Source organism: Paenibacillus sp. FSL L8-0644 (assembly GCF_038008165.1).
GTDB lineage: Bacteria > Bacillota > Bacilli > Paenibacillales > Paenibacillaceae > Paenibacillus > Paenibacillus polymyxa_D.
Genome location: NZ_JBBOYN010000001.1, coordinates 4,828,710 through 4,841,227, shown reverse-complemented (window position 1 = coordinate 4,841,227; position 12,518 = coordinate 4,828,710). Strand labels below are relative to the sequence as shown.

Here is a 12,518-nt window from a genome sequence, read left to right as displayed (position 1 = left end):
ACGCGGTATGATGAAGTAGATGTGTTATCATACGGATCGTCCAAGTGCGATCAGGGCAGGAGTTATTTGAATGAACAATCGGGTAGGAGTTGTCATTGTGGCAGCAGGGCGCGGCTCCCGTATGGGGACGCAGGAGAGCAAGCAATTTCTGCTTTTGCGGGACAAGCCCATCTTCATACATACACTTGAAATATTCGCAGCTATGCCCGAAGTGGATGAAATGGTGATGGTGACTGGGACAGCAGATGTGGAACGCTGCCGAGATTGGATTCATCAATACAAAATCGGTAAAAATGTACGGGTGGTAGCTGGTGGCAGTGAACGCCAGCATTCGGTCTATCGCGGTCTGCGCCACTTACAAGCGGATTGGGTGATGGTGCATGATGGTGTGCGTCCACTCATTCAACCTGAGCTTGTACGTTCATGCCTTGAGGCAGCCCAGCGTACTGGTGCTTCTGTAGCGGCAGTACCTGTAAAGGATACGGTCAAGCAAGTGAACGGGGATGGTATCATTACAGCAACGCCGGATCGCCGAAGTCTGTGGAGTATTCAAACGCCACAGACTTTTCGTCTTTCCGATCTGCTGCGAGCCTATGAGGAAGCGGAGCAGTCGAGATTCTTGGGAACAGATGATTCTATGCTGATAGAGCGGCTAGGCATTCCGGTTACTGTCGTTCAAGGCAGCTACAAGAACATCAAAATTACTACACCGGAGGATTTGGATATGGCGGCGCTATGGGTGAAAACAGAGGGAGAGGATATCAAATGATCAGAGTGGGACAAGGATTTGACGTCCACCAGCTGGTGGAAGGAAGGCCATGCATCATCGGAGGTGTGAATATTCCGTATGAAAAAGGTTTATTGGGCCATTCCGATGCAGACGTACTGCTGCATGCCATTAGCGATGCTATCCTGGGCGCGCTTGGCTTGGGAGACATCGGGAAGCATTTTCCAGATAATGACCCAGAATTTAAGGATGCTGACAGTCTTAAGCTACTGGAGCATGTGTGGGGGCTAGCTAAAGAGCGAGGATATCGCTTGGGGAATATCGATTCTACGATTATCGCACAAAAGCCCAAAATGGCATCGTATATTCCGCAGATGAATGAAGTCATCGCTCGGGCGCTGGAAGCAGAGGAGCTATCCCAGGTGAACGTCAAGGCGACCACGACAGAGCAACTCGGGTTTCCCGGCCGGGGTGAAGGAATCGCGGCTCAATCGGTTGTCTGTCTTATCAAGTAAATGCTATCATCTTGAGTAATTCAATTTGGAGGAGATTATATGAGCACGGAAGTTCGTGTACGTTATGCACCAAGCCCTACAGGGCATCTGCACATTGGAAATGCCAGAACGGCATTATTTAATTATTTGTTTGCCCGCAATCAAGGTGGGAAATTTATTATTCGTATCGAAGACACAGATGTGAAGCGCAATATTGAGGGCGGAGAAGAAAGCCAACTTAAATATTTGAAATGGTTGGGTATGGACTGGGATGAGAGCGTAGACGTGGGAGGAGAGTTTGGACCTTATCGTCAGACTGAACGCTTGGACATATATAAAACATACTGGCAGGATTTGCTGGATCGTGGTTTGGCTTACCGCTGTTACTGCACTGAAGAAGAGCTGGAGCGCGAGCGTGAAGAGCAGACGGCACGTGGGGAGACACCGCGCTATTCTGGAAAACATCGTGATCTAACAGAAGAACAGTGCCAGGCATTTGAAGCAGAGGGCCGTGTACCAAGTATTCGTTTTCGTGTACCGGAAGATCGTGAATATACGTTTGACGATATCGTTAAAGGACAAATTACGTTCAATTCCAAGGAAAGCGGCGATTTTGTTATCGTCAAAAAAGACGGTATTCCGACATATAACTTCGCTGTAGCAGTTGACGATTATTTGATGAAAATATCGCATGTACTACGGGGCGAAGACCATGTTTCCAATACACCGCGGCAGTTGATGATCTTTGAAGCTCTCGGGTGGGAACCGCCACGCTTCGGTCATATGACGCTGATTGTAGGTGAGGATCACAAAAAGCTCAGTAAACGTAACGAATCCATTATTCAGTTTATGGAGCAGTATGACAAGTTGGGCTATTTGCCAGAAGCTATATTCAACTTCATCGCACTGCTGGGTTGGTCCCCAGAAGGCGAAGAAGAGATCTATGATCGGGAACAACTGATTTCGATTTTCGATCCTAATCGTTTGTCCAAAAGTCCAGCTGTGTTTGATACAAATAAGCTTGCTTATTTGAACAATCACTATATTAAAAAGGCTGATCCTGAGCGAATTGCCAGCATGGCGATTCCACATCTCCAGACAGCGGGGCTGTTGCCTACTGAGCTGTCTGCGGAACAACTGGATTGGGCTAAGGCCCTTGTTCGCTTATACCAGGAACAGATGACATCTGCGTCCGATATTGTAACGTTGTCTGAGTTGTTTTTCCGTTCACATCTGGAACTGGATGCTGAAGCAGCAGCTGTATTGGCCGAAGAGCAGGTTCCTGAGGTACTTAGAGCTTTTGCAGGTAAAGTTGAAACGAGTGAGGAATTTACAGCTCCACAAATGGCTAAGCTGATCAAAGAAGTTCAAAAGGAAACCGGTTTTAAGGGGAAACAATTATTCATGCCGATTCGTGTGGCTCTTACAGGCCAAACGCATGGACGGGATCTGAATGAAACTATCTTTTTGCTTGGACGTGACAAGGTACTGGATCGTCTCAAGGCACAAATTAAAGGCTGATATTTCTTGTCAATTTGTTGTCTTTTCGCTATAATGACTCCATTGATACGGATTGATATTTACGTGTAAAGGCTGCGAACAGGAGAAGTACACTGCATAAGGGCATCTGCCAGAGAGGACGGTCGAGGGGAAACCCCAGGCTGAGAGCCGTCCAGTTGACCTGCGGAGGAAATGCGCCTGGGAGCCGTGCGCCCGAACCCTCATTAGCATCAAATGCTGATGTGACAAGGGCGTGCCGATTCGTTCCCGTTACAGGACGCCAAAGACGGATTATCTGCTTTTTATGCAGCAGATATGTTCGAAAGCAGAGTGGGACCACGTTCATGCGTCTCTGCAGCTTAGGCTGCGGAGGCGCTTTTTCTTTTTTATCAGACTCAGACTCGTTATAGATAGAAAAATGTCGAAGAGTGCTGGTGGATGCGAAAATTGGCGGAACGTGAAGTGTTGTGATGATGCGGCAAGGATATGAAGGGAATAGGAGGGCGACATGTTCAGACATTTCAAATCCGACATTCAGACTGTTTTGGATAATGATCCGGCCGCCCGGAGTAAGCTGGAGGTCATTTTTACGTATTCCGGTGTTCATGCCCTTTGGGCACACCGAATCGCACATTGGTTTTATTTGCGAAACTGGTGTACTCTAGCCCGTGTTATATCCCAGGTATCAAGGTTTATGACAGGCATTGAAATTCATCCTGGCGCTCGTATCGGAGATCGGCTGTTCATTGACCATGGCATGGGAGTTGTCATCGGGGAAACCTGTGAGATTGGCGACGATGTCGTATTGTATCAGGGGGTCACACTCGGCGGGACTGGGAAAGAGAAAGGGAAGCGCCATCCGACCATTGGGAATAATGTTGTTATCGGCTCTGGTGCGAAGATATTAGGCTCTTTCACGATTGGGGCACAATCCAACATTGGCTCTAATTCGGTTGTGCTCAAAGAAGTTCCACCAAACAGTACGGTGGTGGGCATCCCGGGGCGAGTTGTCAGACAGGATGGTAGGCGTCCAGACCGACTTAGTCATCAGTTGCCTGATCCGGTTGTGGATTCTATGCGAGAGCTTCAACGGGAAATAGAACGTTTGCGTGCAGAAATGTCTGATTTGAAGGATGGGGCATCCGCTCAGAAACATCAGGTGGCCCAAGAGAATACATTAGAAAAATGATTTTCATGAGGGAGGAACATAACAATGCCGCTTCAAATTTATAATACAATGACGAGGAGTCGGGAGCCTTTTGTGCCACTGGAGCCTGGAAAGGTTAAAATGTATGTATGCGGTCCTACCGTGTATGATTACATTCATATTGGCAATGCACGACCTGTAATTGTATTTGATGTGGTGCGTAGCTACCTGGAGTACTTGGGCTATGATGTAAACTATGTGGTGAATTTTACGGATGTCGATGATAAACTAATCCGCAAAGCTCGGGAACTTGACATGAATGTTTCGGCAGTTGCTGAGAAATTTATTGCTGCCTACCATGAGGATCTGACAGGATTGAATGTTCCTGCTGCCAGTATGAACCCTCGTGTAACAGAGAGCATGGATCTGATTATTGATTTTATTAAGGAATTGGTAGACAAAGACTATGCCTATGAGAATGATGGCGACGTGTTCTATCGGACCAAAAAGTTCAAAGATTACGGACAACTGTCAGGTCAAAATCTGGAAGAGCTTCAGTTCGGAATTCGTATCAATGTGGATGAACGCAAGGAAAATGCCGAGGACTTTGTACTCTGGAAGGCAGCGAAGCCGGGCGAAATTCATTGGTCGAGCCCTTGGGGAAATGGACGACCAGGCTGGCATATCGAATGCTCTGCTATGGCTCGCCATTATTTGGGGGATACACTGGATATTCATGGGGGCGGACAGGATCTGCAATTTCCGCATCATGAATGTGAATGCGCACAATCCGAAGTGATTACAGGTAAGCCATTATCCCGCTACTGGATGCATAACGGATATATTCGCATAGATAATGAAAAAATGTCGAAATCACTCGGTAATGGTATTTTAGTTAAAGATTTGCGCGCTCATCACAAGCCTGAGGCTATACGTTATTTTATGTTGTCGACGCATTACCGAAATCCGTTAAACTACAACCAAGAGACTATGAGTCAGGCGGAGAACAGTGTCGAACGGATCGCCAATGCAGTTGCCAATGTGAAGCATCGTTTAGCTAATGCGCTGAAAGGTAATGAGGGAGTATCGACGGAACTGCAAACGAAGCTCGACGGAATTTTGCAGCAGTTTGGCGAAAAAATGAATGATGATTTCAACACACCTGATGCGATTACTGCTGTATTCGATTGGGTTAGCGAAGCAAACCATTTGTTGCAACGAGATGTCGTACATCAGGCAGAATTACAAGCTGTATTGCATACCTTTCATTCGATGAATAACGTGCTTCGCATTTATTCGGAGCCGAGTGAAGAGTTGCTGGATGACGAAATTGAGCAGTTAATTGCAGAACGTGTCGAAGCTCGTAAGACCAAAAATTGGGGTAGAGCTGACGAAATTCGCGATCTGTTGGCTGCAAAAGGCATTGTGCTTGAAGATACGGCGCAGGGGATGCGGTGGCGGCGAAAATGAATGATAAGCCACTGAACTCAGGAGCATCGGAAGGTACGGGGAACTGGTTCCCGTACCCTGCGTCCAAGCCAGCACGTTTGATGCCTCCCATTGCACTAGCTTACATTGGTGATGCAGTGTACGAGGTAGCTGTCCGGCAATATTTGTTGGCACAGCCTAACCTGCGTCCAAATCATCTGCATCGGCGAGCCACAGGGCTAGTCTCCGCCAAGGCGCAGAGTCGCATGTTAGGGCTATTGGAAAATGTACTGACGGAAGAAGAACGCGATATTGTCCGACAAGGAAGAAATGCTAAATCAGGAAGTTTGCCCAAAAATGCTGATGTGCTTGAGTATCGGCACGCCACTGCACTGGAGGGGTTGATTGGATCTCTTTATTGTGATGGACATTTGGACAGATTAAGAGAGTTGATTACGTACGGAATTGCACAAATGGAAAATACAGAAAAATCATAAATGGGAATGGACTGGATGGAACAAGTATCAGCCGTTTCCCGGGAGGAAGCTAGAGATGGAAGAAGAATGGATTGCCGGTAAGCATTCGGTAACGGAGGCATTGCGTTCAGGCAGAACAATAAATAAAATTTGGATTGCGGATAATGCGCAAAAACATTTGACACTGCCGATTACAGCTGAGGCGAAAAAAGCAGGAATTATTGTTTTGCAGGTGGACAAGCGTAAGCTGGATCAAATGGTTCCGGGCATTCAACATCAGGGAGTGGTCGCGCAAGCTGCGCCTTTTGCCTATGTTGAAGTGGAAGAATTGCTCGCAACTGCTCGTGATAAGGGAGAAGAGCCGTTTTTGATTTTGCTGGATGAGATTGAAGACCCTCATAATTTGGGCTCCATCCTTCGTACAGCGGACTGTACTGGAGCGCATGGTGTTATTGTGCCGAAAAGGCGTTCTGCAGCTGTAACTGTAACGGTGTCCAAAACATCGGCAGGTGCTGTGGAGTACGTTCCGGTTGCGCGTGTAAACAATCTGGGACAAACCATTGATCGTCTTAAAGAAGAAGGTGTATGGGTAGTTGGCACGGATGTTACAGCGACAGACCCTGTCTTTGGGAATGGAGTATTCACGGGACCAGTAGCCATTGTCATTGGTAACGAAAATAAAGGTATGGGCCGTTTGATTCGTGAGAAATGCGATGTACTCGTCAAGCTGCCAATGGCGGGGCAAATTAATTCCCTTAATGCTTCTGTAGCTGCAGGTGTTGTCATGTACGAAGTATTGCGCGGACGACAGGCACGGGGCTAACGATATGGCTGACACGCGGGATGTTCTGCTTGTGGACGGTTACAACATGATTGGAGCCTGGCCCGAACTTTCCGCACTGGTACAATCTGGTATGCAGGAAGCGAGGGACAGACTTCTTGAACGACTGGCGGATCATCAGGCGTATTCCGGCAGAAGAGTCATCGTCGTATTTGATGCTTACAGGGTGCCAGGATTAGGTAAAACTTTTGCTCAGAGCAAAGTCCAGATTTATTTTACCAGAGAAAAAGAAACTGCTGATGAGTGCATCGAGCGATTGGTTCGGGAGCTGAGCAGTAAAAGAAGAAGTATTTACGTAGCGACAAGCGATCAGGTAGAGCAACATGTCGCATTTGGGCAAGGTGCACTTAGGGTGTCGGCGCGAGAATTACTGATCGAGATTGAGGAATCCGAAAGAGAAGTGCAGAAGCGAATCCAGCAGGATAGTGCTAAATTGTCCCGTAACTCGCTAGATGCCAAACTGAGCCCGGAGCTTCGAAAGTTGTTTGAACGATGGAGAAGAGAATAAACCAATAATTGGACGCCACTCCATTTTGAAACCATTGACAATTTTGTTAGCGCTCTTCTTTTTTAGGTTGTTGTGGTTGACGGTATCAGGTTACATCGCGTATACTTGTCGTATATTTGAGAGAGTAACGGGTACCTTGCGTTGCAGCCGGAGGGATTGTTAGTGAGTGTGGACCTCAAGGATATCATGTTGTCAAAGTTTGATTACAAAAATGATGAAGACATTGTCGGAGCAGTCCATGAAGGTGATGGGGAAGCGCTGGAGTTTCTGATCAACAAATACCGGAACTTTGTGCGGGCCAAGGCCAGATCCTACTTCCTGATTGGTGCTGATCGCGAGGATATTATTCAGGAGGGCATGATTGGTCTCTACAAATCCATTCGTGATTTTAAGGGAGACAAGCTTGCTTCGTTCAAGGCTTTCGCCGAGTTGTGCATTACACGACAGATTATTACGGCAATTAAGACGGCTACACGACAAAAGCACATTCCTCTGAACTCTTACGTGTCTCTGGACAAGCCCATCTATGATGAAGAGTCAGACCGGACGTTGCTCGATGTGATTTGCGGAACACAAGTAAGTGACCCTGAAGAGCTGATCATCAATCAGGAAGAATTTGTGGGCCTTGAGGACAAGATGTCCGAGATTCTGAGCGAACTGGAACGCAAGGTACTTATGTTGTATCTGGACGGACGTTCGTATCAGGAGATTGCAGAGGATCTTGACCGCCATGTGAAATCCATTGATAACGCGCTGCAACGGGTCAAGCGTAAACTTGAAAAGTATCTGGAAGTAAGAGATAGTTGAAAGTAGAGGCTGACAGGGAAAAAGGCTCGAGTCCGAGTCTTTTTTTATTCGTTATAGGTATAGGCTATGCAGGTTTATAAGTGTTACAAATGATTTATACTAAAAAAGACGAATAATAGATATCGCCTTGATTTTTGAAGCGGCTTTTCAGAGAACAGTTTAAAAGGATGCACAGATGTTAAAATGCACCACAGTCGGGACTGCGAATTGTATGCAAACATTCGTTGACATGGAAAACCCCGTGTGATAAAGTGTTTTAGGTAGGCCTAAATTCGCGGTTTTTTTTAGGATCAATTATGAGACTTCCGGTGTTGGATGTCTTCGGGAGGTGCACATCATGCGGGTAATTATTACTTTGGCTTGTACAACATGCAAACAAAGAAATTACACAACGACGAAAAACAAGCGTAATCACCCCGACCGCATGGAGATGAAGAAATTCTGTAAGTCCTGTAACGAACAGACTTCTCATCGGGAAACCAGATAGTTTTTGGAGGTGTAGTCGGCGTGAAACGCAGTTTCAAGTCTCTGTTTTCCTTTTTCTCTGAAAGCTGGGCTGAACTCAAGAAGGTTCGCTGGCCCAATCGTAAAGAACTGACCAACTATACGCTGATTGTCATAGGGACAATTGCGTTCGTCACGATTTATTTTTGGGTTCTCGACATCGGCATTTCCGCTGTGATCGAAGCGATTATCTAGGAAGGGTTCCAGGTGGCTTGATATGGAAAAAAGATGGTACGTCGTTCATACCTATTCAGGGTATGAGAACAAAGTCAAAGCCAATTTGGAAAAACGCGTTGAGTCCATGGGCATGGAAGACAAGATATTCCGTGTTCTTGTTCCTATGGAAGAAGAACTGGTAACCAAGGACGGTAAGAAAAAAACCGTTATGCGTAAAGTCTACCCTGGTTATGTCTTAGTCGAAATGGTCCAAACCGACGACTCTTGGTATGTTGTACGCAACACACCAGGTGTTACGGGATTTGTAGGGTCAACAGGCTCGGGTTCCAAACCGACGCCATTGCTTCCAGAAGAAGTTGAACAGATTCTGAAGCATATGGGCATGGTAGAGCCGAAACCGAAGATTGAATTCGATGTTAAGGAATCCGTGCGAATTAAAGTTGGTCCTTTTGCGAATTTTGTGGGCTCCGTGGAAGAAATTTTGGTTGAGAAGAGCAAGCTTAAAGTTCACGTCAACATGTTTGGACGGGAAACCCCGCTTGAGTTGGATTATACTCAAGTGGAGAAAATATAGATTTTTCTTACAGGTTTCTTGTGGGAGGATCGATAGGTCCGTCTACCACTATTGAGTCAAGGAGGTGTCATCCATGGCAAAAAAGGTAATTAAAATGGTAAAACTGCAGATTCCTGCAGGGAAAGCTAATCCAGCGCCTCCAGTAGGTCCAGCTTTGGGTCAAGCAGGTGTCAACATCATGGCATTCTGTAAAGAGTTCAATGCTCGTACTGCTGATCAAGCAGGCCTGATTATTCCGGTTGAAATTTCGGTATTTGAGGATCGTTCTTTTACGTTCATCACCAAAACTCCACCGGCTGCTGTTCTGTTGAAAGTTGCTGCTAAAATCGAAAAAGGTTCCGGTGAACCGAATAAAACGAAAGTTGCAACTGTAAATCGCGCTGCTGTTCGTCAAATTGCAGAGCAAAAAATGCCTGACCTTAACGCAGCTTCCGTAGAATCGGCAATGCGTATGGTTGAAGGTACTGCTCGCAGCATGGGTATCACCATCGTAGATTAATTTTATTAATCTACGTGTGCCGGCAGTTTGACTGTCCGGCAAGTGTGGGAGGAATATCCGCTAATACCACATAAGGAGGAAAACATTATGGCTAAACATGGTAAGAAGTACCTGGAAGCTGCTAAGCTGATTGACAGCGAAGCAACTTACGAGCCTTTAGAAGCCGTTGAACTGGTGAAAAAGGCTGCGACTGCTAAATTCGACGAAACCGTTGAAGCTGCAGTTCGTCTGGGCGTAGATTCCCGTAAACAAGACCAGGCTGTTCGTGGTGTTGTTGTCCTGCCGCATGGTACGGGTAAAACACAACGCGTTCTGGTATTTGCAAAAGGTGACAAAGTGAAAGAAGCGGAAGCTGCTGGCGCTGATTTTGTTGGCGATCAAGATATGATCAACAAAATCCAACAAGGCTGGTTTGAATTCGACGTCTGCGTTGCGACACCTGATATGATGAGTGAGGTTGGTAAACTGGGTCGTTTGCTCGGTGGTAAAGGTTTGATGCCTAACCCTAAAGCAGGCACAGTTACTTTCGACGTTGCCAAGGCTGTTCAAGAAATTAAAGCCGGTAAAATCGAATACCGTCTCGACAAAGCCGGTCAAATTCATGCACCAATCGGCAAAGCTTCCTTCAGTGCTGAACAGCTGAACGAGAACCTTAAAGCCTTGGTTGAAGCCTTGAACCGTGCGAAGCCAGCGGCTGCTAAAGGTGTATACCTGAAAAACATCGCTATTTCTTCGACTATGGGACCAAGTGCACGTGTGAACGCATCTGTTTACAGATAATATTTTGATTGACATGTTCAATCAAAATTGTTATTCTATAAAAGTTGTGAGTCCTTGTGACTGACCATTAAAGTTGAATATGCTTACCGTAGACAGTAGGTGCCTTAGGGCTTAATTTCCTACCGAGGTGTTATGATAGAACGTTTCATGTGACGGGCTTGTCCCGTCCATGTAGATTTATCAAGCCTTCGTACTCTACGGAGGCTTTTTTCATGCTTATGAAAGCAAGCTTTGTGAGATCACCAGATCGGGTGCTTCGAACAAAGCGGATAAATTGATCAGGAGGTGTACAGTTTGGCAAATGCAAAGGTGATTCAAGCAAAACAAGAAGCTGTTGAAGTTGTAGCTGCAAAATTACGTGAGAGCGTAACGACTGTGGTTGCAGACTATCGCGGTCTGAATGTTGCCCAAGTAACTGAGCTGCGTAAGCAGCTTCGCGAAGCCGGAATCGAATTTCAAGTGCTGAAAAACACACTGCTCCGCCGTGCAACTGCGGCAGCAGAATTGACTGAACTGGACGCAGTATTGACAGGTCCTACTGCAATCGCGTTCGGCAAAGATGATGCAGTGTCTGCAGCTAAAATCTTGAACGATTTCGCTAAGAAGAACAATGCACTGGAACTGAAAGGTGCAGTTGTAGAAGGTCGCGTTATCGGTGTTGAGGAAATCAAAGCACTGGCAGAACTGCCATCCCGCGAAGGTCTCCTTTCCATGCTCCTCAGCGTGCTTCAAGCTCCTGTGCGCAACTTCGCGCTTGCAGTTAAAGCTGTTGCAGAAAAAGAAGAGCAAAGCGCATAAGTTAGGGATTAAACCTGCTGTATAGCAGTTGAGAACAAAAAAATACGAATTTAAATGGAGGTTCAACCATGAGTAAAGAGCAAATCTTGGAAGCAATTAAAGGTATGTCCGTATTGGAACTGAACGATCTCGTGAAAGCAATCGAAGAAGAATTCGGCGTAACTGCAGCAGCTCCAGTAGCTGTAGCAGGTGGCGCAGCAGGTGGCGCAGCTGAAGCTGAGCAATCCGAGTTCGACGTAATCTTGACAAGCGCTGGCGGTTCCAAAATCAACGTTATCAAAGCAGTTCGCGAAATCACAGGTCTTGGCCTGAAAGAAGCAAAAGAACTGGTTGACAACGCTCCAAAACCACTGAAAGAAAAAATCGCTAAAGAAGAAGCTGAATCCATTAAAGCAAAATTGGAAGAAGCAGGCGCTTCTGTAGAAGTGAAATAATTGACTGCTTTCTAGCAGACAATGAACTAAAACAAACCCCTTGAGGTGATCTTCAAGGGGTTTGTTGCTGTAAAACGGTAGTGCCAGCATGTCTGAAAGGTAATTGTAAAGGCTATGATGGTAGTACAACCGAAAGAGGTGGGCATGAATGGCTGATCATTACTACTCCAAGCGGCCAGAGACGGCGCATGAAAGACGGAGCCTGGAAACAGTGCTGCGGGGGCGGTCATACCGTTTTGTCAGCGATTCAGGCGTTTTTTCGAAGCAGGGCATTGATTATGGGAGTCGCGTGCTGATTGAAGCGATGCAGCTTCCTGCACAAGCCTCGGTATTAGATGTAGGATGCGGTTACGGGCCGATTGGTTTGGCGGCAGCCGCGCTTGTCCCAGAAGGACACGTCACAATGGTTGATATTAATGAGCGAGCCGTTCAACTAGCGATAGAGAATGCGGAACGTAATGGGGTTAAGAATGTCACCGTTAAGCAAAGCGATTTGTTTGCGGAAGTGAAGAATGAACGTTTTGACGTAATTTTGACGAATCCTCCTATACGTGCAGGAAAAGAAACAGTGCATACCATTTTTGAACTTGCTTATGAGCATTTAAATGAGGGTGGAACTTTGTGGGTAGTCATTCAGAAAAAGCAGGGGGCCCCTTCGGCGAGTGCTAAGATAGAGAGTCTTTTCGGTCATGTGGAGGAAGTTACAAAGGATAAAGGCTATCGAATTTTGAAGGCCAAAAAAAGTTTTTAAGAAAATGCAATAGGACCATTGACTTGAATCCTGGTCTGTGATATCATTATAAAATGTCAGTATTAGGATGCCC

The 12,518-nt window shown here is 46.3% G+C and carries 17 protein-coding genes and 1 other annotated feature; all 17 genes read left to right on the top strand.

Annotated features, from left to right (window positions below; genetic code table 11):
• Positions 1–70: 70 nt before the first annotated feature.
• Positions 71–769 carry a 2-C-methyl-D-erythritol 4-phosphate cytidylyltransferase gene (gene ispD, locus NSS94_RS22055; protein WP_029514501.1) on the top strand — a complete coding sequence of 233 codons (699 nt, stop codon included), beginning with the start codon at positions 71–73 and terminating at the stop codon, positions 767–769.
• Positions 766–1,242, top strand: a complete 477-nt coding sequence (gene ispF / locus NSS94_RS22050; RefSeq protein ID WP_025723806.1) for a 2-C-methyl-D-erythritol 2,4-cyclodiphosphate synthase — start codon at positions 766–768, stop codon at positions 1,240–1,242. The genes ispD and ispF overlap by 4 nt, the downstream gene beginning before the upstream one ends.
• A 39-nt stretch (positions 1,243–1,281) precedes the next feature.
• Positions 1,282–2,742 carry a glutamate--tRNA ligase gene (gene gltX, locus NSS94_RS22045; RefSeq protein WP_029514500.1) on the top strand — a complete coding sequence of 487 codons (1,461 nt, stop codon included), beginning with the start codon at positions 1,282–1,284 and terminating at the stop codon, positions 2,740–2,742.
• Between the two features lie 487 nt (positions 2,743–3,229).
• Positions 3,230–3,910, top strand: a complete 681-nt coding sequence (gene cysE, locus NSS94_RS22040) for a serine O-acetyltransferase (protein WP_029514499.1) — start codon at positions 3,230–3,232, stop codon at positions 3,908–3,910.
• Positions 3,911–3,934: 24 nt separating this feature from the next.
• A complete protein-coding gene (gene cysS, locus NSS94_RS22035; RefSeq protein ID WP_340956983.1) occupies positions 3,935–5,338 on the top strand; it encodes a cysteine--tRNA ligase in 1,404 nt (467 codons plus the stop codon).
• Positions 5,335–5,793: a Mini-ribonuclease 3 gene (locus tag NSS94_RS22030; RefSeq protein ID WP_340956982.1), complete on the top strand. Its 459-nt coding sequence runs from the start codon at positions 5,335–5,337 to the stop codon at positions 5,791–5,793. The genes cysS and NSS94_RS22030 overlap by 4 nt, the downstream gene beginning before the upstream one ends.
• 55 nt (positions 5,794–5,848) lie before the next feature.
• A complete protein-coding gene (rlmB, locus tag NSS94_RS22025) occupies positions 5,849–6,595 on the top strand; it encodes a 23S rRNA (guanosine(2251)-2'-O)-methyltransferase RlmB (protein ID WP_013312173.1) in 747 nt (248 codons plus the stop codon).
• Between the two features lie 4 nt (positions 6,596–6,599).
• Positions 6,600–7,121, top strand: coding sequence for an NYN domain-containing protein (locus NSS94_RS22020; protein ID WP_007432599.1), 522 nt, complete (start codon positions 6,600–6,602; stop codon positions 7,119–7,121).
• A 162-nt stretch (positions 7,122–7,283) separates the two neighbouring features.
• Positions 7,284–7,928, top strand: a complete 645-nt coding sequence (gene sigH, locus NSS94_RS22015; RefSeq protein ID WP_016324748.1) for an RNA polymerase sporulation sigma factor SigH — start codon at positions 7,284–7,286, stop codon at positions 7,926–7,928.
• Positions 7,929–8,265: 337 nt separating this feature from the next.
• Entirely contained in the window at positions 8,266–8,415 is a 150-nt protein-coding gene (rpmG, locus tag NSS94_RS22010) for a 50S ribosomal protein L33 (RefSeq protein ID WP_023990562.1), read from the top strand.
• A gap of 20 nt (positions 8,416–8,435) precedes the next feature.
• Positions 8,436–8,627, top strand: coding sequence for a preprotein translocase subunit SecE (gene secE / locus NSS94_RS22005; RefSeq protein WP_013312170.1), 192 nt, complete (start codon positions 8,436–8,438; stop codon positions 8,625–8,627).
• A gap of 22 nt (positions 8,628–8,649) precedes the next feature.
• Positions 8,650–9,183 (top strand): transcription termination/antitermination protein NusG, encoded by a 534-nt coding sequence (gene nusG / locus NSS94_RS22000; protein ID WP_007432596.1) that lies wholly within the window; start codon positions 8,650–8,652, stop codon positions 9,181–9,183.
• A gap of 73 nt (positions 9,184–9,256) precedes the next feature.
• The gene (rplK, locus tag NSS94_RS21995) at positions 9,257–9,682 is read left to right on the top strand and encodes a 50S ribosomal protein L11 (RefSeq protein WP_007432595.1); all 426 of its coding nucleotides are present in this window, start codon (positions 9,257–9,259) and stop codon (positions 9,680–9,682) included.
• A gap of 87 nt (positions 9,683–9,769) precedes the next feature.
• Positions 9,770–10,462, top strand: coding sequence for a 50S ribosomal protein L1 (gene rplA / locus NSS94_RS21990; RefSeq protein ID WP_013312169.1), 693 nt, complete (start codon positions 9,770–9,772; stop codon positions 10,460–10,462).
• 68 nt (positions 10,463–10,530) lie between these two features.
• Positions 10,531–10,682: a sequence feature (ribosomal protein L10 leader region), on the top strand.
• A gap of 74 nt (positions 10,683–10,756) precedes the next feature.
• Entirely contained in the window at positions 10,757–11,260 is a 504-nt protein-coding gene (gene rplJ / locus NSS94_RS21985) for a 50S ribosomal protein L10 (RefSeq protein WP_013312168.1), read from the top strand.
• 68 nt (positions 11,261–11,328) lie between these two features.
• Complete coding sequence (gene rplL, locus NSS94_RS21980; protein WP_029514495.1) at positions 11,329–11,694, top strand: 50S ribosomal protein L7/L12; 366 nt, start codon at positions 11,329–11,331, stop codon at positions 11,692–11,694.
• Positions 11,695–11,842: 148 nt separating this feature from the next.
• Positions 11,843–12,445, top strand: a complete 603-nt coding sequence (locus tag NSS94_RS21975; RefSeq protein WP_029514494.1) for a class I SAM-dependent methyltransferase — start codon at positions 11,843–11,845, stop codon at positions 12,443–12,445.
• Positions 12,446–12,518: the final 73 nt, after the last annotated feature.